Origin of the sequence: Pseudomonas sp. PARCl1, from assembly GCF_947311875.1 — a bacterium.
Lineage (GTDB): Bacteria > Pseudomonadota > Gammaproteobacteria > Pseudomonadales > Pseudomonadaceae > Aquipseudomonas > Aquipseudomonas juntendi.
The window spans coordinates 1-22750 of sequence record NZ_CAMZMX010000002.1 but is presented as its reverse complement, the minus strand read 5'-3'; the positions used below and the strand labels follow the sequence as shown (position 1 = coordinate 22750).

Annotated in this window: 23 protein-coding genes; 15 read left to right on the top strand and 8 right to left on the bottom strand. The window is 63.7% G+C overall.

The features are described from left to right. The first annotated feature begins 9 nt into the window (after positions 1–9). The 4 genes from QME24_RS01265 to QME24_RS01250 are packed head-to-tail and all read left to right on the top strand — an operon-like array spanning position 10 to position 3414. Complete coding sequence (locus QME24_RS01265) at positions 10–912, top strand: metal ABC transporter substrate-binding protein (protein WP_054905051.1); 903 nt, start codon at positions 10–12, stop codon at positions 910–912. Then, on the top strand, positions 909–1655 hold the full coding sequence (locus tag QME24_RS01260; protein WP_054905050.1) for a metal ABC transporter ATP-binding protein: 747 nt from the start codon (positions 909–911) through the stop codon (positions 1653–1655). Before QME24_RS01265 ends, QME24_RS01260 begins: the two co-directional genes overlap by 4 nt. After that, a complete protein-coding gene (locus QME24_RS01255; RefSeq protein WP_054905049.1) occupies positions 1655–2554 on the top strand; it encodes a metal ABC transporter permease in 900 nt (299 codons plus the stop codon). Before QME24_RS01260 ends, QME24_RS01255 begins: the two co-directional genes overlap by 1 nt. Continuing rightward, complete coding sequence (locus QME24_RS01250) at positions 2551–3414, top strand: zinc ABC transporter substrate-binding protein (protein ID WP_047149662.1); 864 nt, start codon at positions 2551–2553, stop codon at positions 3412–3414. Before QME24_RS01255 ends, QME24_RS01250 begins: the two co-directional genes overlap by 4 nt. A 100-nt stretch (positions 3415–3514) precedes the next feature. Here the strand turns inward: QME24_RS01250 and QME24_RS01245 are convergent, their stop codons facing one another. From QME24_RS01245 to QME24_RS01220, 6 genes are all read right to left on the bottom strand, one after another. Beyond that, on the bottom strand, positions 3515–4570 hold the full coding sequence (locus tag QME24_RS01245) for a DUF1615 domain-containing protein (RefSeq protein ID WP_281690734.1): 1056 nt from the start codon (positions 4568–4570) through the stop codon (positions 3515–3517). A gap of 23 nt (positions 4571–4593) precedes the next feature. Continuing rightward, positions 4594–5145 carry a hydrolase gene (locus tag QME24_RS01240; RefSeq protein ID WP_054905048.1) on the bottom strand — a complete coding sequence of 184 codons (552 nt, stop codon included), beginning with the start codon at positions 5143–5145 and terminating at the stop codon, positions 4594–4596. A 57-nt stretch (positions 5146–5202) separates the two neighbouring features. After that, entirely contained in the window at positions 5203–5922 is a 720-nt protein-coding gene (locus QME24_RS01235; RefSeq protein ID WP_054905047.1) for an alpha/beta fold hydrolase, read from the bottom strand. Beyond that, the gene (locus QME24_RS01230; RefSeq protein ID WP_009686443.1) at positions 5919–6140 is read right to left on the bottom strand and encodes an MbtH family protein; all 222 of its coding nucleotides are present in this window, start codon (positions 6138–6140) and stop codon (positions 5919–5921) included. The genes QME24_RS01235 and QME24_RS01230 overlap by 4 nt, the downstream gene beginning before the upstream one ends. A 93-nt stretch (positions 6141–6233) precedes the next feature. Then, positions 6234–6635: a hypothetical protein gene (locus QME24_RS01225; protein ID WP_054905046.1), complete on the bottom strand. Its 402-nt coding sequence runs from the start codon at positions 6633–6635 to the stop codon at positions 6234–6236. Positions 6636–6702: 67 nt separating this feature from the next. After that, positions 6703–7587 carry a LysR family transcriptional regulator gene (locus tag QME24_RS01220; RefSeq protein ID WP_054905045.1) on the bottom strand — a complete coding sequence of 295 codons (885 nt, stop codon included), beginning with the start codon at positions 7585–7587 and terminating at the stop codon, positions 6703–6705. Between the two features lie 146 nt (positions 7588–7733). On the opposite strand from QME24_RS01220, the gene QME24_RS01215 reads away from it, so the two are divergent. Then, positions 7734–8753: an alpha/beta hydrolase gene (locus QME24_RS01215; RefSeq protein WP_029887295.1), complete on the top strand. Its 1020-nt coding sequence runs from the start codon at positions 7734–7736 to the stop codon at positions 8751–8753. 321 nt (positions 8754–9074) lie between these two features. Beyond that, positions 9075–10310 carry a hypothetical protein gene (locus QME24_RS01210; protein ID WP_232892157.1) on the top strand — a complete coding sequence of 412 codons (1236 nt, stop codon included), beginning with the start codon at positions 9075–9077 and terminating at the stop codon, positions 10308–10310. Between the two features lie 64 nt (positions 10311–10374). On the opposite strand, the gene QME24_RS01205 is transcribed toward QME24_RS01210, so the two are convergent. Further along, positions 10375–10668: a DUF1330 domain-containing protein gene (locus tag QME24_RS01205; RefSeq protein WP_054905043.1), complete on the bottom strand. Its 294-nt coding sequence runs from the start codon at positions 10666–10668 to the stop codon at positions 10375–10377. A 77-nt stretch (positions 10669–10745) separates the two neighbouring features. On the opposite strand from QME24_RS01205, the gene ribBA reads away from it, so the two are divergent. From ribBA to QME24_RS01170, 7 genes are all read left to right on the top strand, one after another. Then, positions 10746–11867, top strand: coding sequence for a bifunctional 3,4-dihydroxy-2-butanone-4-phosphate synthase/GTP cyclohydrolase II (gene ribBA / locus QME24_RS01200; RefSeq protein WP_054905042.1), 1122 nt, complete (start codon positions 10746–10748; stop codon positions 11865–11867). Between the two features lie 265 nt (positions 11868–12132). Further along, positions 12133–13158: an ABC transporter substrate-binding protein gene (locus QME24_RS01195; protein WP_054905041.1), complete on the top strand. Its 1026-nt coding sequence runs from the start codon at positions 12133–12135 to the stop codon at positions 13156–13158. Continuing rightward, a complete protein-coding gene (locus QME24_RS01190; protein WP_009686435.1) occupies positions 13155–14072 on the top strand; it encodes an ABC transporter permease in 918 nt (305 codons plus the stop codon). Before QME24_RS01195 ends, QME24_RS01190 begins: the two co-directional genes overlap by 4 nt. A 6-nt stretch (positions 14073–14078) precedes the next feature. Continuing rightward, positions 14079–14885: an ABC transporter permease gene (locus QME24_RS01185; RefSeq protein ID WP_054905040.1), complete on the top strand. Its 807-nt coding sequence runs from the start codon at positions 14079–14081 to the stop codon at positions 14883–14885. Between the two features lie 17 nt (positions 14886–14902). Next, positions 14903–16051 carry an ABC transporter ATP-binding protein gene (locus QME24_RS01180; protein WP_054905039.1) on the top strand — a complete coding sequence of 383 codons (1149 nt, stop codon included), beginning with the start codon at positions 14903–14905 and terminating at the stop codon, positions 16049–16051. Positions 16052–16337: 286 nt separating this feature from the next. Next, positions 16338–17645 carry a substrate-binding domain-containing protein gene (locus QME24_RS01175; protein WP_054905038.1) on the top strand — a complete coding sequence of 436 codons (1308 nt, stop codon included), beginning with the start codon at positions 16338–16340 and terminating at the stop codon, positions 17643–17645. A 178-nt stretch (positions 17646–17823) separates the two neighbouring features. Further along, on the top strand, positions 17824–18864 hold the full coding sequence (locus tag QME24_RS01170) for a TerC family protein (protein WP_154211002.1): 1041 nt from the start codon (positions 17824–17826) through the stop codon (positions 18862–18864). Between the two features lie 22 nt (positions 18865–18886). On the opposite strand, the gene QME24_RS01165 is transcribed toward QME24_RS01170, so the two are convergent. Continuing rightward, positions 18887–20116, bottom strand: a complete 1230-nt coding sequence (locus QME24_RS01165) for an acyl-CoA dehydrogenase (protein WP_029887303.1) — start codon at positions 20114–20116, stop codon at positions 18887–18889. Between the two features lie 139 nt (positions 20117–20255). On the opposite strand from QME24_RS01165, the gene QME24_RS01160 reads away from it, so the two are divergent. Further along, positions 20256–21182 (top strand): LysR family transcriptional regulator, encoded by a 927-nt coding sequence (locus QME24_RS01160; protein WP_029887304.1) that lies wholly within the window; start codon positions 20256–20258, stop codon positions 21180–21182. A 210-nt stretch (positions 21183–21392) separates the two neighbouring features. Next, positions 21393–22547 (top strand): aminotransferase class V-fold PLP-dependent enzyme, encoded by a 1155-nt coding sequence (locus tag QME24_RS01155; RefSeq protein ID WP_281690733.1) that lies wholly within the window; start codon positions 21393–21395, stop codon positions 22545–22547. Positions 22548–22750 lie beyond the last annotated feature (203 nt).

Sequence of the window (22750 nt, the reverse complement as noted above, 5' to 3'; positions counted from 1 at the left end):
GACTCGCCCATGTTTCGCTCCACCCTCGCCCTGCTCCTGGCCCTGGCCCTGCCGGCAATGGCTCTGGCCGATAACGGCAAGCCGCTGCGTATCGGCATCACCTTGCACCCCTACTACAGCTACGTGAGCAACATCGTTGGCGACAAGGCCGAGGTGGTGCCGCTGATTCCGGCGGGCTTCAACCCGCACGCCTACGAGCCCCGGGCCGAAGACATCAAGCGCATCGGCACCCTGGACGTGGTGGTGCTCAATGGCGTTGGCCATGACGACTTTGCCGACCGCATGATCGCTGCCAGTGAAAAACCTGATATCGCCACGATCGAGGCCAACCAGAACGTACCGCTGCTGGCAGCTACCGGCATTGCCGCACGCGGTGCCGGCAAGGTGGTCAACCCGCACACTTTCCTGTCGATCAGCACGACCATTGCCCAGGTCAACAACATTGCCCGCGAGCTGGGCCGGCTCGACCCGGACAATGCCCGGTTCTACACGCAGAACGCCCGGGCCTACGCCAAACGCCTGCGTGGCTTGCGTGCCCAGGCACTGGCCAAGGTCACCGAGGCCCCCACCGCTACCTTCCGCGTGGCCACCATCCACGCTGCCTACGACTACCTGGTCCGCGACTTCGGCCTGGAAGTGACCGCCGTGGTCGAACCCGCCCATGGTATCGAGCCGAGCCCGGCGCAGCTGAAGAAGACCATCGACCAGCTCAAGGCACTGGACGTGAGGGTGATCTTCTCGGAAATGGACTTCCCCTCAGCCTATGTCGAAACCATCCAGCGTGAGTCTGGTGTGCGCCTTTACCCCCTTACCCACATTTCCTATGGCGAATACACCAAGGACAAGTACGAAGTGGAAATGAAGCGCAACCTCGACACCGTGGTCCGCGCCATTCAGGAGAACCGCGCATGACCGCCGCTGCCAACCTGGCAACGGCCTGCGGGCCGCGCATCACCTTTGCCGATATCGACCTGACCCTGGGCCGCACCCGTATCCTCGAACAGGTCAGCTTCACCGTCGCCCCGGGCAGCGTGCACGCCATCGTCGGCCCCAACGGCGGCGGCAAGAGTTCGCTGATCAAGACCCTGCTCGGGCAAATGCCCCACCATGGTGAACTGACCCTGCACTGGCCAGGGCAAGGCGAGGTGATCGGCTACGTCCCGCAGGCCCTGGAGTTCGACCGCGGGCTGCCAATGACCGTGGATGATTTCATGGCCGCCATGTGCCAGCGGCGCCCGGCCTTCCTGGGTTTGTCGCGCAGGGTGCAGCCTGCCATCGATGCTGCGTTGGCGCGGGTTGGCATGCTGGAAAAGCGCAAGCGGCGCATGGGGGCCTTGTCGGGCGGTGAGCGCCAGCGGGTGCTGCTGGCCCAGGGGCTCATCCCCGAACCACAGCTGCTGGTGCTGGACGAGCCGATGTCGGCGCTCGATGAAGCCGGCATTCAGGTGTTCGAACAACTGCTGCTGGCCTGGCGCCAGGCGGGGACCACTGTGTTGTGGATCGAACACGACCTGGAAGCGGTGCTGCGCCTGGCCGACCGGGTTACCGGGCTGAGCCGCCAGGTACTGTTCGACGCCCCGCCAGCCCAGGCCCTGACGCCGGAGCGCCTGCTGGGCCTGTTTTCCGTCCACCCGCGTAGCGAGAGCATTGCCTGATGAGTTTCGAAACCTTTCGCCAAACGGTCCAGGACTGGGCCACTGCCGGCTACCTGCCCGAGGCGCTGGCCTATGGCTTCGTGGTCAATGCCTTGCTCGCCGGCCTGATGATTGGCCCGGTGCTGGGTGGCCTGGGCACCCTGGTGGTGGTCAAGCGCTTTGCATTCTTTTCCGAAGCGGTCGGCCATGCCGCACTGACCGGCGTGGCTATCGGCATCCTGCTGGGCGAGCCCTATACCGGGCCTTATGGCAGCCTGTTCGGTTACTGCCTGCTGTTCGGCATCCTGCTGAACTTCCTGCGTAACCGCACCGGGTTGTCACCGGACACACTGATCGGCGTATTCCTCTCGGTGTCGCTGGCGCTGGGCGCCAGCCTGCTACTGATGCTGGCGGGCAAGATCAATGTGCACATCCTCGAGAACGTGCTGTTCGGTTCGGTGCTGACCGTGAGCGGGCAGGACCTGGTGGTACTGGGCATCGTCGCCATGCTGGTGCTGGCCTTGGCGCTGCCGCTGTACAACCGCATCATGCTGGCCAGCTTCAACCCGCAGTTGGCTGCTGTACGCGGGGTGGCGGTGAAAACACTGGACTACCTGTTCGTGGTGCTGGTGACCCTGGTCACCGTGGCTGCAGTGAAGGTGATCGGGGCCATTCTGGTCGGTGCGTTGCTGGTGATCCCGGCTGCCGCCGCGCGCCTGGTCAGCCAGTCACTGAAGGGCTTTTTCTTCCTCTCGGTGCTCATCGCCACCATCAGCACGTTGTTCGGCATCCTGCTACCGATCGTGTTCGACCTGCCGGTGCCGTCGGGTGCCGCGATCATCCTGGTCGCCGGTCTCTGCTTCGCCCTCGCTGCGCTCGCCCGCGCCCTCGTTCCCCGCCTGCAAGGAAACCCGGCATGAACCTGAAACACCTGACCCTGGCACTGGCCCTGGCCAGCCTGCCGTCGCTGTCTTTCGCCACGCAGGTGCTGACCACCTTGCCGATCACCCACAGCCTGGCCAGCGCCCTGCTCGAGGGGACCGGCGTACAACTCAAGCGCGCAGCCCCGGCCAACCTGCCGGCCAGTCGCCAGCCGTCGTACTTCAGCGGCCGTGGTGGCGCCAGCCTGGACAAGGCTGCGCAACAGGCCGATGCGGTGATCGGCGTACGTTCGATCTGGCGCGACGACCCGCTGTACCCGATGGCCCGGCGCAGCAATATCCGCATTGTCGAGATCGATGCCGCACGACCGGTGGACGGCGCATTGCCAGGTATCGCGGTGAGTGGCGACGATGCCTACAACGCCTACCCGTGGCTGAACCCGACCAATCTGGGGCGCATGGCCGACGTCGTGGCCAACGACCTGGAACGCCTTGCGCCGAGCGAAAAAACGAAAATCCAGGGCAACCTGGCCGCGCTCAAGCGCCAGCTGTTGGAACTTGCCGCCAGCAGCCAGACGCAGTTGGCCAAGGTCGACAACCTCACAGTGGTCAGCCTGTCGCCGCGGTTGGGTTACCTGGCCAGCGGCCTGAACCTGGATGTGGTGCAGCAGCCGCTGCCAACGGCGTGGGATGCTGCCGCGCTGAAGGCGCTGGAGGCCAACCTGAAGGCACAGGATGTGGCGTTGGTGCTGGACCATCGCCAACCGGAGCCGGCGCTGGCCGCAGCGATCCAGGCGGCCGGCGCGAAGCTGGTGGTGGTGGACAGCGACCCGGATGATGCGTTTGCCGGGTTGAAGGCCAGTGTCGAACAAGTCGTCGGGGCACTTGGCGAAAGCTGATCAACAGTCCGTCGCAAATCCTGGGGCCGCTTTGCGGTCCTTTCGCGCTGCAAGACCGCGCCCGCCTCGGCAGGGGCGACATTGACAGTTCACCTGGGCGCTAGCGCTTCATGCACCGTTGGTAACGCTCGTCCACCCGCCCTGCAAACCACGCCGTGGTCAGCTTGCGGGTAATCTTCGGGCTCTTCAGTTCGATCCCCGGCAGCACCGCTCGCGGGAGCGGCTTGCCAGCGGCCGCGTCGGCCAGGGCAAATACCCCGGCGTACAGCTTGCTGTCCTCGAACGCCAGGCTGTCGCCGTCCTCCAGTTGGCGGCGAATCTGCGGGTTGCGCAGCCCCAGCTTCCCGCCCACTTTGCGCGCCGCCGTTTCGGTCGCGCCCGGCATGATCGACCCCGGTGCGATCAGGTCGCCGTCCAGCGCCAGGCGCACACCCGTGACCTTGCTCAGCGCCGCTTGAAACGCCGCATTGCGGCTGGCGTACCAGCCGGCATTGAAATCGGCGAAGCGGTAGAGCGGGCGTTCGTAGCTGGCTGGGTAACCCAACAAGTGGGCGATACCGAAGTACATGCCACCGCGCCGGGTGAATACCTCCTGGCGAATGCTGCCGTCATGGCTGTAGGGGTACCCCTGCGCATGCTGTTCGGCAAAGTCGATGCTGACCTGCATGGGCCCGCCGGTATGCACCGGGTTCAGCCCGCCAAGCAAGGTCCTGCCCAACGGGAGCCGGGCAATGACCTCGTCGTACAGTTCGCTCAACTGTTTCTCGCTGCGCACTGCCTGTAGCCGCTGCTGGTAGCTTTGGCCGTTGCCAGACGGCGTTTTCAACGCACCATCGATCAGCAGCCTGGGGATGTGCAGGCGCGCGGCGCGGCGGTCGATTTCTTCACGGGCGATACGCCCCAGGTTGGGCACCTGTGGGTCGTCAGTGAAGGTCGACTCCTGCTCGGTGACCGCCAACACGGCACACAGGTTGCTCTTGCTGGGGGGGATGCGCTGGGCCTCGAAGGCCACCTGGATGTCCTTGGCCCAGCCCTCGCGGTCGCGGGCTTGCGTGGGCAGCAACCGCAGCAGTTGGGCGCGAACCTCGGCCGGGTCCGCTGCGGGCACCTCTTCGCGGCGCCCGGCGCAACCTTGCAGCAGTGCAAGGGCCATCATGCCTGCCGCCCATAACCGGCCGTTCAGGGCTGTTCACCGACCAGGTAGGTCTTGCTGATATGGCGGAACAACGGATGCGCTGCACTCCCCATCAGTTCGAACAGCACCATTTCCCGGGTCACGACCTGCGCACCGGCTTCGCGCATGCGCGCCAGGCCCGCCGCCTTGCTGGCCGCCGTGCGGCTGTCACAGGCATCTTCGACCACGAACACCTGCTTGCCCAGCGCCAGCAGGCCGAGCACGGTCTGCAGCACGCAGACATGGGTTTCCATGCCACACACGATCACCTGTTCACGGGCCATCAGGCTGTCGGGCAAGCATTGGGCGGCAACGCAGGAAAAATGGCTTTTCTCCACCACCTGGGCGGCCGGTGCCACCGCCAGCAACTCGGCCAGGGTGTGGCCCAGACCCTTGGGGTACTGTTCGGAAATCACCACCGGCAGCTCCAGCTCGGCGGTCGCCGCCAGCAGCCAGCGGGCCCGCGCCCGGGTGCCTTCGGCGTCGCTCATGGCGCCGATGAGCTTTTCCTGGATGTCGACGACCAGCAGCGTGGCCTTGTGTGGATCGATCAGCATGCTCTGCCCCTTGCCTGGGAAAAGGCCTAGCCTCCCCCAGGCAAGCGGTGACGTCAATCAGGCGGACAGGCGCAACGGTTGCAGCGAGGCAGTGAGGGCGTCGAGCACACGGTCTTCATGCTCGTGGATGAAGAAGTGCCCGCCGGGGAACATCTGCAGCGAAAACTCGCCGTGGGTTTCTTTGCCCCAGGCCCGCAGTTGCTCGTCATTGGCCCGGTCATCAGTGCCGGCCAGCACATGCAGCGGGCAGCTCAGGGCCGGCCGCTGACGGTAGGCGTAGGTGCCGCACAGCAGGAAATCGGCGCGCAGTGTCGGCAAGGTCAGGCTCATCAACTCGGCATTGGCCAGCACTTCCTCGGGCGTACCTTGCAGCTCACGCAGCTCGCTGATCAGCTCGGCGTCGGTTTTTGGCTCGCGCCAGTGCCTGCCATCGTAATCTTCGCGCCGGGTCGGGGCCGCCGTGCCGCAGGCAAACAACGCCAGCGGCGCCGGGCAGCCCAGCGCTTGCAGCTCATGCGCCAGCTCGAAGGCCAGCAAGGCACCCAGGCTGTGGCCCAGCAACGCGTAGGGTGCATTGGCGGCCAGGCGCTGCTCGCTGGCCAGTTGCCGGGCCAGCGCCTGCATGTCGGTGTGCAGCGGCTCGGCCATGCGGGCGCCGCGCCCGGGCAGTTCCACCGGGCGCACCTGCACCCACGACGGCAGCTTGCGCCGCCAGCGGCTGTAGACCATGGCGCTGGCCCCCGAGTACGGCAGGCACAGCAGGTTCAGTGCGGTCACTGGGGGGCGGCTTCGGCCATTTTCTGGCGCAGGCTGAGGGGGCGCATGTCGGTCCACACCTCGTCGATATACGCCAGGCATTCCTTTTTCAGGCCGCTTTTGCCCACTGCACGCCAGCCGTTGGGGATGGCTTTGTAGTCGGGCCAGATCGAGTATTGCTCTTCATGGTTGACCACTACCTGGAACTGGATATCTTCGCGGTCGAATACAGAAGTCATTGCCTGCCTCCTTGAATGATGAAAACCGCTGCGCGCACTGGCGCAGGGGGCTTTCAAGTAGACGTAGCAAGGCGGCGGAAAATTAACTTCATCTCATGCATCGCGCAGCAGGTCGTGGGTATCGAGCAGGCGGAACGCAACCTCGGGATTGCGCTCCAGCCCGCGCCGAATCGCCGCCGGGATCGCCTGCCGGGTCTTGCGGCATAGTCCGGGCTGGTTATCCAGTTCGATGACGATGCCGCGCATGGTCCGCACTTCATTGAAGCCCGGGGCGATGTGCACGCGAATGCCGAGATTGTCGAACAGGCGTTGTTGCAGCCGCTGCAGGTCTTCAAGGTCCTTCAGGTTTTCCAGGCGGTCGAGCAGGCGCTTTTCTTCCTGGCGGGTCAGCAGGAGTATGCGCTGGGCGGTCTGCGGGTGGTCGGCCAGTTGTTCGCGGCCACAAATGCAGGCGCCAGGGGGACAAGGCTGGCGCAACGGTGGAGAGCTGGTCATGGGCCAAGCATAGCCAGTTTTTGCGGGTGCTTGTAGAAGCGGTCTTCTTATCGCCCGTGCCCTGGCTTTACAACTGCAGCAAGCGCTCGCGCAGGAAGTTCACGAACCCCTGCACCGGCCGCGCCACCTGGCGGTGCTGCGGGTACACTGCCGACAGCTGCAATGCCGGCGGGCGCCAGTCATCCAGCACCGTGACCAGGCGACCATCGGCCAGCGCTTGCCCTACGATGAAGGTCGGCAGGTAAGTCACCCCCATGCCGGCAATCGCCGCGTCCCTCAGGATTTCACCATTGTTCGCGCGCATGCGCCCGGCCACCTGAATCGCCTGGGCCTTGCCAGCCTGCCGAAACTGCCACTGCACCTGCCGCGAATGCCCATAGGGCAGGCAGTCATGCCCGGCCAGGTTCTCCGGCCTGGCCGGCACACCGCGCGCCGCCAGGTAGCTCGGGCTCGCGCAGTACACCCGCTGCACATCGGCGATGCGCCGGGCGATCAGGCTGGAGTCCTCCAGCGCGCCAATCCGCAACGCCAGGTCATAGCCTTCGCCGATCAGATCCACCGCCCGATCACTGAGGTCCACCTCCACATCCACCTGCGCATGCAACTGCAGGAACTCGGTCAGCAAACAGCCCAGGTGCGCCATGGCGAACGACAATGGCGCGCTCAGGCGCAAGGTGCCGCGCAAGGCCTGGGCCTGGCCGCTGATGTCGTGCTCCACCTGCTGCACTTCACCCAGCAGGCGCATGGCCGACTGGTAGTACTGCTGCCCCAGCGGCGTGGCATCCAGGCGCCGGGTGGAGCGGTTGAGCAGGCGCACGCCCAGGCGCGCTTCGAGTTGCATCAGGCGCCGGCTCACCGATTGCTTGGACATCCCCAGGCGCTCGGCAGCGGCGGTGAAACTGCCGGCCTCCATCACCTGGGCAAAGATTCGCATGTCTTCGTAGGGGTTCATTGTCTCGCTCTTGGTGACAGTAAAACGCTTTATAGCGGCTTTTTCCCACGAGCGCACCTGCCTAATCTACGCACAGGTCGCAGCGATGGCCCAGCAGGCCAGGCAAGACGACCATTCCCGACACTTTCACAGAAAAGGATTCGCCCATGAACATTGTCCACAAAACACTCACCGCCTCGCTTCTGGCGCTGTCCGTTTCCAGCGCGTTCGCAGCGGGAAGCCCAGGCGTGGAGCAACGCACCCAGGCCTTCCTCGAAGCCCTGGAGCAAGGCGGCGGCAAGCCACTGGAGCAACTCAGCCCGAAAGATGCCCGCGCGGTGCTGACCGGCGCCCAGGCCTCGGTCAAGGTTGACCTCTCCGGGATCGAGGTGAAGGAACGCACCATCGAGGCCGACGGCCAGTCGATCAAGCTGCAGGTGGTTCGCCCGGCCAATGTCAAAGGGGCGTTGCCGGTATTCATGTTCTTCCATGGCGGTGGCTGGGTGCTCGGCGACTTCCCGACCCACCAGCGGCTGATCCGTGACCTGGTGGTTGGCTCTGGGGCAGTGGCGGTCTATGTCGACTACACCCCGTCGCCGGAGGCGCATTATCCAACCGCGATCAACCAGGCCTATGCCGCGACCCGCTGGGTGGCCGAGCACGGCCAGCAGATCGGCGTGGATGGCAAGCGCCTGGGCGTGGCTGGCAACAGCGTCGGTGGCAACATGGCGGCGGTCGTGGCGCTGAAGGCCAAAGAAGCTGGCACCCCGGCCCTGCGCTTCCAGCTGTTGCTGTGGCCGGTGACGGACGCCAGCTTCGAAACCGCTTCGTACAAACAGTTTGCCGAAGGGCACTTCCTGACCACCGGCATGATGAAGTGGTTCTGGGACAACTACACCACGGATGCCAAGGCGCGGGAACAGATCTACGCCGCGCCGCTGCGAGCTACCACCGAACAGTTGCAAGGCTTGCCGCCAGCGCTGGTGCAAACAGCCGAGTTCGACGTGCTGCGTGATGAAGGTGAGGCCTATGCCCGCAAGCTGAATGCCGCCGGCGTGCCGGTGACCTCGGTGCGCTACAACGGCATGATCCATGACTATGGGCTGCTCAACCCGCTGAGCCAGGTACCGGCGGTCAAGGCGGCAATGCGCCAGGCTGGCGCCGAACTCAAAGCGCACCTGAACTGAGCCCATGACCGGAAGACCTGCCCAGGCCCAATCGAGATGTTGGCGCTCGGTCACCTGGGCTTGGCCCGAATGCTGATAGAACTGCCAGTAGCCGCCACTTTTTTCCTGTGCGCAAATTGCAGCAAAGCCCACGATAGCTATGCGTGCGGCTGTGCTACTCCACTCAGAAAAAGGTGCTCGCCAATGTGGACACGAATAGCCTTGTCGCTTCTAACCCTGGGAAGTTTGATCGGTTGCGTGTCGCACACGTCCCCTGTGCTGCCTGCCCGTCCGCCCGCGCAGACTCAGGCACTCACAAGCGCAACAGCCAAGTCACAGCAGTTGATCGAATTGAACAAGCGGGGTGAACAGGCGGTTACGCAACTGAAAGTCTGGTACGACTCGGTCACCGAAGACTGTGGTGGGCCTGACAAACCCAGCTACCTGTGCAGCGGTTTTGAAATGCGTGCCACCGGTTTCAGCCCAGAATCGCTACCTTGGGACCCGAGCCGCAAGCACTTGGATAAAGGCGCCATAGCGTTTTCCTGGGTGCGCCGCGACACCAACTTCGGCAGGGCGGCGGAACGCTTCAATGGTTTTTTGTTCCCGCCGCTGCAGGCCATCCCGCACGGCAAGCTGCGCGAGCTCGAAGTACTGTGCACCTTCCCCATCGATGGTGGCACGGACAACCGCGAAACCGCGCAGGGGTGCGGCCCGCATGATGGGTTTGAGAGCACCACGGATGCGTGCCAGAAGGTCGGCGTGAAGGATGCCGAAGCGTGGTTGGCAACGTACAGCGAAGATGACATCAGAAAATCAAGAGTCTGCGGATGGGACCTTCGCGAAGCACCCGCGAACATGAAGGCCCGGTGGTTCGAGATGCCGTTAAAAGTCAGGGCAGGTTTGAGCGCCGATGCGTGGATGGGCTACAACGAGATTTTGCTCCCAGCCTGGCAAGTCGGCGTGGGCGCCGACTTGCCTGTTTTTGCATTTTTCTATGTCGAGGGTCAGACGCAGGCTGGCTTGCTGGCGCAGTTCGACCAGTTCCGGTATCACGCAGCGTATGGCCAGGCGGTGCCTGTAATCCGAATCAAGCTGCCCACGGCGAAGGATCAGGTTATGCAGCTCACCTACGATGAGCAAGACCAAGCGGTAGGTCGCCCCATCGTGCCTTCGGAGGTCGATTTCGAGTCCGAGCAGGTCGGTGACCGCAAGGAATTCAAGGTTGACCAAACGACATTCAAACTACATGGCACGGGTGGGATCAGCGACGATTCGCACAGCGGCGATGGAAGCGCCATAAAGGCAAAACATCTTACGTTCGACGGTTCAACCGAAATTCTGCTGCCTGGCACAGGTACCCGCCGCGTAAGTTACGACTGGGGGTGCAGTGATCTATGTACCAGAGATCTCACCTTTACGGACAACCACAAACGGCTGAGTGACCGTGACGGTATGCATTATGGGTCCGATGAGCTAACGGTGAACGGCCCTGAAATCCTGCACCTTCACATGGTTGAAGACGGCGTAAATCCGCGCATGGTCATCGACAACGTGCACGTTACGCAAGCGCCTTGAGCTTCTGTTTTGCCAGTAGTGGCCCTATCGCCGGCTCGCCGGCGTCAGGGGCATCAACCAACACTCACGGCCCCACCCCTTCAACGATGATCACCTCGGCCTTCGCTACCCCTTGGCGATGGCTGCACGCCTCCTGGTACAGCTCAGACCGGTAACACGCCACCGCCTGCGCGTAGGAATCAAATTCGATCACCACGCTACGCTGAGGTGTGGCCCGCCCTTCCAGCGCTTCGCTGCGCCCGCCACGGGCCAGAAAGCGGCCACCGAACGCCTGGAAGGCAGCCGGGGCGCGTTGGGTGTATTGCAGGTACTGCTCGGGGTCGGTCACGTCCACATGGGCGATCCAATAGGCCTTCATGCACTTCCTCCTGATTCGTCGACATTTGTGTATGATGGTATACCATAAAAATGACACCACCACAGCGAGCGTGCAACATGGCTTTCAACACCATCGAGGAACTTCTCGAGGACTACCGGCAAGGCAAAATGGTCCTGCTGGTGGATGACGAGGACCGCGAAAACGAAGGCGACCTGCTGATCGCCGCCGAGCGTTGCGACGCCCAGGCCATCAACTTCATGGCCCGCGAAGCACGGGGCCTGATCTGCCTGACCCTGACCGACGATCACTGCCAACGCCTGGGGCTGGAGCAGATGGTACCGGCCAACGGCAGTGTGTTCAGCACCGCGTTCACCGTGTCGATCGAAGCTGCCACGGGCGTCACTACGGGCATCTCTGCCGCCGACCGGGCACGTACCGTGGCCGCCGCCATGGCCCCCACGGCCCGCCCCGAAGACCTGGTCCAACCCGGCCATATATTCCCCCTGCGTGCCCGCGAAGGCGGCGTGCTGACCCGCGCCGGCCACACCGAAGCGGGTTGCGACCTTGCGCGCCTGGCCGGCTTCAGCCCGGCCTCGGTGATCGTCGAAGTGCTCAACGACGACGGCACCATGGCGCGTCGCCCGGACCTTGAGGTGTTCGCTGCACGGCATGGCATCAAGATCGGCACCATCGCCGACCTGATCCACTACCGCCTGAGCACCGAGCAGACCATCAAGCGCATCGGCGAACGTGAGCTGCCGACCGTGCATGGCACCTTCCGCCTGGTCACCTATGAAGACCGCATCGAAGGTGGCGTGCACATGGCCATGGTAATGGGCGACATCCGCCGCGAGCAGCCAACCCTGGTCAGGGTGCATGTGATCGACCCCCTGCGCGACCTGGTTGGTGCCGAGTACGCCGGCCCCGCCAACTGGACCCTGTGGGCGGCACTGCAGAAGGTGGCCGAGGAAGGCAGCGGCGTGGTGGTGGTCCTGGCCAACCATGAATCCTCGCAGGCATTGCTGGAGCGGGTACCACAGCTGACCCAACCGGTGCGGCCTTACCAGCGCGGGCAGTCCAAGGTGTACTCGGAAGTGGGCACCGGAGCACAGATTCTGCAGGACCTGGGGGTGGGCAAGCTGCGCCACCTGGGGCCGCCGCTGAAATATGCGGGGCTGGCGGGTTATGAGCTGGAGGTGGTGCAGAGCATTCCCTTTGAGCCAGGCCTGGTGGACTGACGCAGTGCCTTGTAGGCGCGGCCTTGCGTCGCGCCTACAGAGGTTCGCGCAAGCATGCAGAGGACAGAGTGATGGCCGGTCGCCTCATACCTCTTGCCAAAAGTTTGGAATACCATAATATGATATCCCGTAGACCTTAAGTCTGCTGGCCGGCATCCACAACGCCAGATGGCCATCGACACTATGTTTTAGCTGCTCCCCGAACACTATTGGCGGGCGCACCACAAGCCCAGCCTCGAATAACAAAAGCAACGAGGGCGTAACCATGCTGTTGAGCAAACGTGTAACCGCAGTGCTGTCTGCCAGCCTGCTGACCCTGGCATGTCAGGCCGCCCAAGCCGCCGACAGCCTCAACTTCGTCAGCTGGGGCGGGACCACCCAGGACGCCCAGAAAGAAGCGTGGGCCGTTCCCTTCACCAAAGCGACCGACATCAAGGTAGTCCAGGACGGCCCGACCGACTATGGCAAGCTCAAGGCCATGGTCGAGAGCGGTAACGTGCAATGGGACGTGGTCGACGTGGAAGCCGACTTTGCCCTGCGCGCCGCCAGCGAAGGCTTGCTCGAACCCCTCGATTTCACCCAGATCAAGCGCGACAAGATCGACCCACGCTTTGTGTCCGACCACGGTGTCGGCTCGTTCTTCTTCTCCTTCGTGCTCGGTTACAACGAAGGCAAGCTCGGTGCCAACAAGCCAGTCGACTGGGCCGCGCTGTTCGACACCAAGACCTACCCTGGCAAACGCGCCTTGTACAAATGGCCCAGCCCAGGCGTGCTGGAACTGGCCCTGCTGGCCGACGGTGTAGCCCCCGACAAGCTCTACCCGCTGGACCTGGACCGCGCCTTCAATAAGCTCGACACCATCAAGAAAGACATCGTCTGGTGGGGCGGTGGCGCTCAGTCGCAGCAATTGCTGGCCTCTGGTGAAGCTGCGCTGGGCCAGTTCTGGAACGGTCGCGTCTACGCCCTGCAGCAAGACGGTGCCCCGGTGGGTGTGAGCTGGAAGCAGAACCTGGTCATGGCCGATTTCCTGGTCATCCCCAAGGGCGCCAAGAACAAGGACGCGGCCATGAAGTTCCTGGCCAACGCCAGCAGCGCCGAAGGCCAGGCCGAGTTCGCCAACAAGACCGCCTACGCGCCGGTCAACGTCGACAGCGTAGCCAAGCTGGACAAGGACCTTGCACCCAACCTGCCTACCGCCCATGCCCAGGACCAGGTCACCCTCGACTTCGCCTACTGGGCCAAGAACGGCCAGGCCATCGCCGCGCGCTGGAATGAGTGGTTGGTCAAATGAAAGTCGCCATCAACGCCCTGCATAACGCCCAAGGTGCCCCCACGGGGGCCGGCGCTCCGGGCACCGTACCGCGGCGCGTGGGCCTGAGCCAGCGCTGGAAAGGCAGCCGCAACCTGCTGCCGGCCTTGCTGTTCCTGGGTCTGTTCTTTTTCGCCCCGCTGATCGGCCTGTTGCTGCGCGGGGTACTGGAGCCAACGCCCGGGCTGGGCAACTACGAGCAGCTGTTCGCCAACTCGGCTTACGCACGGGTGCTGTTCAACACCTTCTCGGTGGCCGGTGTGGTCACCCTGATCAGCGTGCTGCTCGGGTTCCCGCTGGCGTGGGCCATCACCCTGGTGCCCAAAGGCTGGGGCCGCTGGCTGCTGAACATCGTGCTGCTGTCGATGTGGACCAGCCTGCTGGCACGCACCTACTCGTGGCTGGTGCTGCTGCAGAGTTCGGGGGTAATCAACAAGGCGTTGATGGCCATGGGCATCATCGATGCCCCGCTGGAGATGGTGCATAACCTGACCGGTGTAGTGATCGGCATGAGCTACATCATGATCCCGTTCATCGTGCTGCCGCTGCAGGCGACCATGCACGCCATCGACCCGATGGTGCTGCAGGCAGGCTCGATCTGTGGCGCCAGCCCGTGGACCAACTTCTGGAAGGTGTTCCTGCCACTGTGCCGCTCGGGGCTGTTTTCCGGGGCGCTGATGGTGTTCGTGATGTCGCTCGGTTACTACGTCACCCCGGCACTGCTGGGCGGGGCGCAGAACATGATGCTGCCGGAATTCATCATCCAGCAGGTGCAGTCGTTCCTCAACTGGGGCTTGGCCAGCGCCGCCGCCGCACTGCTGGTGTTGATCACCCTGGTGCTCTTCTACCTGTACCTGAAGCTGCAGCCGGAGTCCCCGGTTGGCAACCCGAGGTAAACCGCCATGCTCCTTTCCCCCAATGCCATGGGCCGCCCGCTGCGCACAGGCCTGTACCTGACCACCGGGGTGATCGCAGCCTTCCTGCTGCTGCCGGTAGTGTTCATCGTGTTGCTGTCGTTCGGGTCGTCGCAGTGGCTGGTCTTCCCGCCGCCCGGCTGGACCCTCAAGTGGTACGGCCAGTTCTTTTCCAACCCCGAGTGGATGGAGGCTGCACTGGCCAGCTTCAAGGTGGCCGTGCTGACCACCGTTGCAGCGGTGCTGCTGGGGTTACCCAGCGCGTTCGCCCTGGTGCGTGGCCGCTTCCCGGGCCGTGAACTGCTGTACGGGCTGTTCACCATGCCAATGATCGTGCCGCTGGTGATCATTGCGGTGGCGGTGTACGCGCTGTTCCTCAAGCTGGGCTATACCGGCACGCTGTTCGCGTTCGTGGTCAGCCATGTGATCGTCGCCCTGCCCTTCACCATCATTTCGATCATCAACTCGCTGAAGCTGTTCGACCAGTCGATCGAGGATGCCGCCGTGATCTGCGGCGCGTCGCGCCTGCAGGCGATCTTCAATGTCACCTTCCCGGCCATTCGCCCGGGGATGATTGCCGGGGGCCTGTTCGCCTTCCTGGTGTCCTGGGATGAAGTGGTACTGAGCGTGATGATGGCCAGCCCCGACTTGCAGACCTTGCCAGTGAAGATGTGGACCACCCTGCGCCAGGACCTGAGCCCGGTGATCGCCGTGGCCTCGACCTTGCTGATCGGCCTTTCGCTGCTGGTCATGTTCATTGCCGCCGCCTTGCGCCGGCGCACCGAAAACGCCTGAGCGCGGAGATAACAACAATGAGTGCAGTGATCAAAGACAACGCGCACGGCAAGACCCTGGTCAGCCTGCGTGGCCTGAACAAGCACTACGGCGACTTCACCGCCGTGGACAACCTAGACCTGGAGATCCAGGAAGGCGAGTTTCTGACCTTTCTCGGCTCCAGTGGCTCGGGCAAGTCCACCACCCTGTCGATGCTGGCCGGTTTCGAAACGCCGAGCAGCGGCGAGATTCTGGTCGACGGCCAGTCGCTGGTCAACGTGCCGCCGCACAAGCGTGATATCGGCATGGTGTTCCAGCGTTACTCGTTGTTCCCGCACCTGAACGTGCGCGACAACATCGCCTTTCCGCTGGCCATTCGCAAACTCAATGCGGGCGAAACCAGCAAGCGCGTCGATGCCATGCTCAAGCTGGTGCAACTGGAACAGTTCGCCCAACGCAAGCCGTCGCAGATGTCCGGCGGCCAGCAGCAACGTGTGGCGATTGCCCGCGCGTTGGTGTACGAGCCACGCATTCTGCTGATGGACGAGCCGCTCGGGGCCTTGGACAAGAAGCTGCGTGAAGACCTGCAGGACGAGCTGCGTCAGCTGCACCGCCGCCTCGGCATCACCATTGTCTACGTGACCCACGACCAGGAAGAGGCCATGCGCCTGTCGCAGCGCATTGCCATTTTCAGCCACGGCAAGATCGTTGGCCTGGGCACCGGCTACGACCTGTACCAGAACCCGCCGAATGCGTTTGTGGCATCGTTCCTGGGCAACTCCAACTTCCTGCGGATCAAGGCCAGCAGCAACGGCGCAGCCAGCTTCGAAGGCCAGCCGGTGGCCATCCGCCTGACCCCGGGGCTGGCAGCCTCGCAGGATGCGCTGATCATGGTCCGCCCGGAAAAAGCCCTGGCCCTGACTGCCGAACAAGCCGCGCGCCAGCCGCTGCCGGCAGGCTGGAACGAGGTCAGCGCCAAGGTTGGCGAGGTACTGTTCCTGGGGGAAAGCCAAACCTGCCATGTGGTCACTGCTGGTGGTACCGAACTGACGGTCAAGGCACTGTCTGCAGCGGGTATGCCGATGCAGCCAGGGGACAGCGTGAAGGTGCGCTGGGCAGTGGCAGATGCCTGCATCTACACCGAATGGGCCGAGAGCGACCTGAGCAAATCGGCCGGCGCGCATTGAGACCGCCAAGGCCGGCTTGCGGCCCATCGCCGGCAAGCCGGCTCCCACAGGGATCGCATCAGGGCTGACAGGCGCTGAAGATGCTGCGGCTACCTTTGCCAGAAACCATAGAATCTCCCACAACGTACAGCACAGGTCTTGAGAACATTGCTATCGGTGTGGGAGCCGGCTTGCCGCCGATGGGCTGCACAGCAGCCTCGACAGCCTCAAGCCCATTGACTGTCACATTATCATCACGCCCCTGTCGTAATCTGCCGGCCAACTCTATGCCACAGGGCCACCCGGCATGCCGCGCCTGCTTGTGCTACTGCTCACCGTGCTACCACTGACCACCGTGGCTGAACCCGTTCATTTGCGTGTGCAAGGCTCCAATACCATTGGCGCAGCCCTGCTGCCGGCGCTGGTGGAGGGCCAGCTCCGTGCGCAGCAAGCCAGCGCGATCGAACGCCAGGCCGGCAAGCTGCCCAACGAAACCGTGATCACGGCCCGCGACACGCAGGGCCAACCGGTACGCATCGACATCGCTGCCCACGGTTCCAGCACCGGCTTCACCGCCCTGGTTGAGGGCGAGGCCGACCTGGCCGCCGCCTCACGGCCGATCAACGACAACGAAGTACTCCAGTTGCGAGCGTTGGGCGACCTGCGTGCTGCCGCTTCCGAGCAAGTCATTGCCCTGGATGGTGTGGCGGTCATTGTCCACCCCGACAACCCGCTGCCGCAGCTCAGCACAGGGCAACTGGCGCAAGTTTTCTCTGGTCAGATCCAGCGTTGGGAAGAATTGGGCATTTCCGGCGGGGCCATTCACCTGTACGCCCGTGACGACCGCTCCGGCACCTTTGAAACCTTCAAGGCACTGGTACTGGCGCCACAGCACGCGGCACTGTCAGCCCAGGCCCGGCGCTTCGAATCCAGTGACGAACTGGCCGCAGGGGTGAGCACCGACCGCCAGGCCATTGGCTTCAGTAGCCTGGCCGCCATTCACGGGGCCAAGGTGCTGGCGGTGGCTGAAGGGGACGCCCCGGCCATGCTGCCAGCGCGCGCCCTGGTGGCCAGCGAGGACTACCCCCTGTCACGGCGCTTGTACTTCTATCTGCCGGCCAACCCCAAACCACCCGCCAAAGCCTTGGCGGACTTCGCCCAAAGCCCGGCAGGCCAGGCCATCGTCGCCCAGCAAGGGTTCGTTTCGCAGCAGATACAGGCCCTGCCAGTGCCACCACAGGCAGGCATGCCGCCGCGCTACCGCAACCTGGCCAGGCAGGCACAACGGCTGAGCGTGAACTTTCGCTTTCAGGCAGGCAGCGCCAACCTCGACAACAAGGCCCTGCGTGATGTGCAACGGGTGGCCGATTACCTGCACCAGGCCGGCAAGCTACAAGGCAAGACAGTGCTGGTTGGCTTCGGCGACCCCAAGCTGACCCCAGGCCGCGCTGCGCTGCTGTCGCGCTTGCGGGCGCAGGCGGTGCGCCGCCAGTTGGCACGTAACGGCGTCGCAGTGCTGCAGGTGACCGGCATGGGCGCTGAGTTGCCTGTGGCCGGCAACGAACGTGAACAAGGGCGGCTGCACAACCAGCGTGTGGAGGTGTGGGTGTACTGAGCAACAGGGTGATGCTGTTCACGGCCGCCTGGCAAACAAATGTAACAGCGCCGGATTCGGCAGCGCAGGCAAACAGGTCTAGCCTTAACCCTATGTGATACCGGGCCCCTCTGACGGCTGCCACGCCGTGATGTCGGATCACTGTTGCCACGCAACGTCGACATTCAAGGAGGGGCTCATGACAGCTCTACAGGCGTTTCTCACCACCCCGTTCCTCGGTACCAGCACCTGGTTGTGGCTGGTGTTCATGGCCATCGTCATCGGCCTGCTGGTACTCGACCTCGGCATACTGCACCGTCACGAACGTGAAATCGGCATGCGCGAGAGCCTGCTGTTGTACTCCGGCTACTTCAGCATCGGCGTGCTGTTCGGCGGTTGGGTCTGGTTCCAGCTAGGCGCGCAATCGGCGCTGGAGTTCTACACCGGCTTCCTGGTCGAGCAATCACTGTCGATGGACAACGTGTTCGTCATGGCCATGATTTTCAGCTATTTCGCCATCCCCCGCCGTTACCAGCACCGCGTGCTGTTCTGGGGCATCCTCGGGGTGGTGATCCTGCGCGCGATCATGATCGGGGTGGGCGCAGCACTGGTGCAGAACTTCGCCTGGGTGCTGTACCTCTTCGGGGCCTTCCTGCTGTTCACCGGGGTGAAGATGGCGCTGGCCAAAGAAGACAGCCATCCAGACCTGGCCAACAACCCAATCCTCAAGTTCGTGCGCCGGCACCTGCGGGTGACCGACGAGATCCATGGCTCGCACTTCTTTGTCCGCCAGACACCCCCGGGGCAGAACAAGGCCCTGCGCCATGCAACGCCGCTGTTCCTGGCACTGGTGCTGATCGAGCTGGCCGACCTGGTGTTCGCAGTGGACAGCGTACCCGCGATCTTCGCCATCACCCAGGACCCGTTCATTGTCTACACCTCGAACATCTTTGCCATTCTTGGCCTGCGCTCGCTGTACTTTGCGTTGTCGGCGCTGATGCACCGGTTCGTATACCTCAAGTACGCATTGGCGCTGGTGTTGATCTTCATCGGCTGCAAGATCTTCTACCATGGCATGGTCGGCAAGGTGCCGGCGTTGCTGTCGTTGGGTGTGACGTTCGGGCTGTTGCTGGGTGGGGTGGTGATTTCGCTGCTCAAGACGCGGGGGCAGAAGCCGGCTGTGGTGGATCAGCCGCCGGCACACGGTACCCCCCAAGCCAATGCCGGCCACAAAGAGTAGGCCTGACGAGAATCAGCCTGCCTCACCGCCCGCTGCGCAACATCTCTGCCGGCACATACTTGCCAATCTCATACTTGCCGATCGCCGCCCGGTGCACTTCATCGGGCCCGTCGGCCAGGCGCAGGGTGCGTTGCATGGCGTACATGTACGCCAGCGGGAAATCGCCGCTCACCCCTGCCCCGCCATGCAGCTGGATCGCCCGGTCGATCACCTTCAGCGCCACGTTCGGCGCCACCACCTTGATCTGCGCGATCTCGCTGCGCGCGACCTTGTTGCCGACCGTGTCCATCATGTACGCCGCTTTGAGCGTGAGTAGCCGGGCCATGTCGATTTCCATGCGCGAATCGGCAATCTTGTCGACGTTGCCCCCCAGGCGTGCCAGAGGCTTGCCGAAGGCGGTGCGCGCAACCGAGCGCTTGCACATCAGCTCCAGCGCCCGTTCGGCCATGCCGACAGAACGCATGCAGTGGTGGATACGCCCAGGGCCCAGGCGCCCCTGGGCGATCTCGAAGCCGCGGCCCTCGCCGAGGATCACGTTTTCGTAAGGCACCCTTACGTTCTCGAACAGCACCTCGGCGTGGCCATGCGGGGCATCGTCGTAGCCGAATACCGGCAGCGGGCGAACAATCTTCACACCAGGCGTATCGGTTGGCACCAATACCATCGAGTGCTGCTGGTGACGCGGGCTTTCCGGATTGGAGAGGCCCATGAAGATCATCACCTTGCAGCGCGGGTCGCACGCACCAGACGTCCACCATTTGCGCCCATTGATCACCCACTCGTCACCGTCACGCACCGCGGTCGCGACCATGTTGGTCGCGTCCGAGGAAGCCACATCCGGTTCGGTCATGGCGAAGGAGGAACGAATCTCGCCCCGCAGTAGCGGCTCCAGCCACTGGCGTTTCTGCGCCTGGCTGCCGTAGCGCACCAGCACCTCCATGTTGCCGGTATCCGGGGCCGAACAGTTGAACGGCTCCGGGCCGAGCAGTGAGCGGCCCATGATTTCGGCCAGCGGCGCGTACTCCAGGTTGCTCAGGCCAGCGCCGTACTCCGACTCGGGCAGGAACAGGTTCCATAGCCCCTCGGCGCGGGCCTTGGCCTTGAGCTCTTCCATGATCGCGGTGGGCTGCCAGCGGTCACCCTCGGCGACCTGGCGATCAAACACCGCCTCGGCGGGGTAGACATAAGCATCCATGAACGCGGTGACACGTTCGCGCAGTGCCTGGACCTTGGGCGAATAGGCGAAATCCATCGGGGTTACCTTCACGGTTCGAAGAACATGGCCAGAGCCTAGAGCAGCGCAACCCGATCCACCTAGTCTATTTTCAGCGTGTATGAACATTCATAACCGATATATGATCGACAGATAACTCCAACAAAGAGCGGCGCCCATGAACCTCAGCAAGGTCGACCTCAACCTGTTCATCGTGTTCGATGCGATCTACACCGAAGCCAACCTCACCCGCGCCGGGCAGATTGTCGGCATCACCCAGCCGGCGGTGTCCAACGCCCTGTCGCGCCTGCGCGAAACTTTCAACGACCCGCTATTCGTGCGCACTGCGCAAGGCATGGTGCCCACGCCCATGGCGCAGAACATCATCGGCCCGGTGCGCAACGCCCTGGCGCTGCTGCGCACCTCAGTACAGGAAAGCCGCATTTTCAACCCGCAACAGGCCAACAAAACCTTCCGTATCAGCATGACCGACCTGACCGAAGCGGTCATTCTGCCGCCCCTGTTCCAGCGGCTGCGCCGCCTGGCGCCGGCGGTGCTGATCGAGAGTTTCCTGTGCAAGCGCCGTGAAACCACCAAGGAGCTGGCCGCAGGCCGCCTGGATTTCGCCATCGACGCGCCGTTGAACACCGACCCCCAGGTCCGCCACGTGAAGTTGATGCAGGACCGCTATGTCTGTGCCCTGCGCCAAAGCCACCCGCTGGCGGACAGCAAACTGACCCTCGACAGCTACCTGGGCATGACCCATATCCACATTTCCAGCCGCCGCAACGGCCTGGGGTATGTCGACCTGGCCTTGGGCAAGATGGGCGTGCAACGCAAGGTCGCCCTGCGCTCGCAGCACTACCTGATGGCCTCGCAAGTGTTGCAGCAGACCGACATGGCAATGACCGTCCCGGAGCGTTTCGCTCGCCGTCATCAGCTGCGCTACCACCCGCTGCCGGTGGAGGTCCCGGCCCTGGAAACCCACCTGTACTGGCACGAAAGTACCGACCAGGACCCGGCCAACCGTTGGATGCGCGAGCAGATCACCGAGCTGTGCCAACGTGTGGTAGCCGACGAAGAAAAAGCGCTTGAACCTGCCTGAAATGCGCGCTGAAACCGGTCGATGCGTATCACGGTGTGCTGTGCGAAAGAATGAATCGAGAAAAATATTCTCCAAAAAGACAATCAAATAGAACAAGCATGCAAATACGCCACAAATAGCCCAGCGGGAAGCGAAAAGCATCTTTCGGCCACACGATAGGCTGATGCCAACGATCGCCGACCCCACGGCGACAGACATGGACATGCCTCGATGCCTAACGCCCCGCTGTACTTCGATTACGCCGCCACTACCCCGGTCGATGACCGGGTCATCGAAACCATGCTCGCCTGCCTCGGCCGCCAGGCCAACTTCGGCAACCCGGCCTCCAGTGGCCATGCCTACGGCCAGGCCGCCCGCAGTGCGGTGGACCAGGCACGCCAGCAAGTGGCCGAGCGCATTGGGGCCCCGGCCGAAGCGCTGGTATGGACCTCTGGCGCCACCGAGTCGAACAACCTGGCACTCAAAGGCGTTGCCAACGGCATCGACCACCCCGGGCACCTGGTCACCAGCCTGCTGGAACACAAAGCCGTACTCGAAACCGTGGCCGAACTGGAGCGCCAAGGCTGGGCGGTCACGCGCCTGGCACCTGATGCCCGTGGCCTGATCCAGCCCGCGGCGGTACAAGCCGCGTTGCGCGCCGATACCCGCCTGGTATCGCTGATGGCCGTCAACAATGAATTGGGCACGGTCACCGACGTTGCCGCCATTGGCGAGTGCGTTCGCGCGCATGGCGCCCTGTTGCACGTGGACGCCGCACAGGCAGTGGGCAAACTGGCGATCGACCTGCGCGCGATGGCTGTCGACCTGATGTCGTTCTCGGCGCACAAGGTCTATGGGCCCAAAGGCATCGGCGCCCTGTACGTCGGGCCTCGCGCGCGCCCGGTACTGCGCGCACAGATCCACGGCGGTGGCCATGAACAGGGCCTGCGTTCCGGGACCTTGGCCACCCATCAGATTGCCGGCATGGGCAGTGCGTTCGCCCTGGCCGGGCAGCCCGGCGACAGCGAGTACCTGCGCCTAGCACAGCTGGCCACGCGGCTGCAGGAAGGCTTGCTGAAGTTGTCCGGGGTCAGCCTCAATGGCTGCGCCACACAACGCATCCCGCACACCCTGAACCTGTGCATCGACAGCCCGGGCTTCAACAGTGCGGCGCTGGCGAGCGAACTGGCGTTGTCCACCACCTCGGCGTGCAACTCGGGCAGCAACATGTCGTCCCACGTGCTGCTGGCGCTGGGGCTGAATGAGCACCAGGCGCGCAACAGCGTGCGCCTTAGCATCGGCCGTTTCAGCACCGACGCCGAAGTCGACAAGGCGCTGGAGGTGTTTGCCAGGGTACTGGCTGCGGCCTCGGCAGCCTTGTGGTAACCCGCCTCTTGCGCGGGCCCTGTGGGAAATTCTATGGTTCCTGGCAAGGGTAGCCGCAGCATCTTCAGCGTCTGTGAGATCGAGCGCCGCCCGCGCGGCGCATCGCGAGCTGCGCTCGCTCCTACATTTGTTTCGGGCCAGTAACCCCTGTGCCAGATGCGCGCGGCCGCCTTGTTCGTACGACGCGATTTTGAGGCATGCGC

Excerpts from the sequence above, each read along its gene's own strand:
- ribBA (WP_054905042.1), top strand. The coding sequence starts at position 10,746 with ATGGCTTTCAACACCATCGAGGAACTTCTCGAGGACTACCGGCAAGGC.
- QME24_RS01220 (WP_054905045.1), bottom strand. The coding sequence starts at position 7,587 with ATGAACCCCTACGAAGACATGCGAATCTTTGCCCAGGTGATGGAGGCC.
- QME24_RS01180 (WP_054905039.1), top strand. The coding sequence starts at position 14,903 with ATGAGTGCAGTGATCAAAGACAACGCGCACGGCAAGACCCTGGTCAGC.
- QME24_RS01260 (WP_054905050.1), top strand. The coding sequence starts at position 909 with ATGACCGCCGCTGCCAACCTGGCAACGGCCTGCGGGCCGCGCATCACC.
- QME24_RS01175 (WP_054905038.1), top strand. The coding sequence starts at position 16,338 with ATGCCGCGCCTGCTTGTGCTACTGCTCACCGTGCTACCACTGACCACC.
- QME24_RS01240 (WP_054905048.1), bottom strand. The coding sequence starts at position 5,145 with ATGCTGATCGATCCACACAAGGCCACGCTGCTGGTCGTCGACATCCAG.
- QME24_RS01165 (WP_029887303.1), bottom strand. The coding sequence starts at position 20,116 with ATGGATTTCGCCTATTCGCCCAAGGTCCAGGCACTGCGCGAACGTGTC.
- QME24_RS01225 (WP_054905046.1), bottom strand. The coding sequence starts at position 6,635 with ATGACCAGCTCTCCACCGTTGCGCCAGCCTTGTCCCCCTGGCGCCTGC.
- QME24_RS01190 (WP_009686435.1), top strand. The coding sequence starts at position 13,155 with ATGAAAGTCGCCATCAACGCCCTGCATAACGCCCAAGGTGCCCCCACG.
- QME24_RS01170 (WP_154211002.1), top strand. The coding sequence starts at position 17,824 with ATGACAGCTCTACAGGCGTTTCTCACCACCCCGTTCCTCGGTACCAGC.
- QME24_RS01205 (WP_054905043.1), bottom strand. The coding sequence starts at position 10,668 with ATGAAGGCCTATTGGATCGCCCATGTGGACGTGACCGACCCCGAGCAG.
- QME24_RS01185 (WP_054905040.1), top strand. The coding sequence starts at position 14,079 with ATGCTCCTTTCCCCCAATGCCATGGGCCGCCCGCTGCGCACAGGCCTG.
- QME24_RS01230 (WP_009686443.1), bottom strand. The coding sequence starts at position 6,140 with ATGACTTCTGTATTCGACCGCGAAGATATCCAGTTCCAGGTAGTGGTC.
- QME24_RS01255 (WP_054905049.1), top strand. The coding sequence starts at position 1,655 with ATGAGTTTCGAAACCTTTCGCCAAACGGTCCAGGACTGGGCCACTGCC.
- QME24_RS01215 (WP_029887295.1), top strand. The coding sequence starts at position 7,734 with ATGAACATTGTCCACAAAACACTCACCGCCTCGCTTCTGGCGCTGTCC.
- QME24_RS01265 (WP_054905051.1), top strand. The coding sequence starts at position 10 with ATGTTTCGCTCCACCCTCGCCCTGCTCCTGGCCCTGGCCCTGCCGGCA.
- QME24_RS01160 (WP_029887304.1), top strand. The coding sequence starts at position 20,256 with ATGAACCTCAGCAAGGTCGACCTCAACCTGTTCATCGTGTTCGATGCG.
- QME24_RS01250 (WP_047149662.1), top strand. The coding sequence starts at position 2,551 with ATGAACCTGAAACACCTGACCCTGGCACTGGCCCTGGCCAGCCTGCCG.
- QME24_RS01195 (WP_054905041.1), top strand. The coding sequence starts at position 12,133 with ATGCTGTTGAGCAAACGTGTAACCGCAGTGCTGTCTGCCAGCCTGCTG.
- QME24_RS01245 (WP_281690734.1), bottom strand. The coding sequence starts at position 4,570 with ATGATGGCCCTTGCACTGCTGCAAGGTTGCGCCGGGCGCCGCGAAGAG.
- QME24_RS01155 (WP_281690733.1), top strand. The coding sequence starts at position 21,393 with ATGCCTAACGCCCCGCTGTACTTCGATTACGCCGCCACTACCCCGGTC.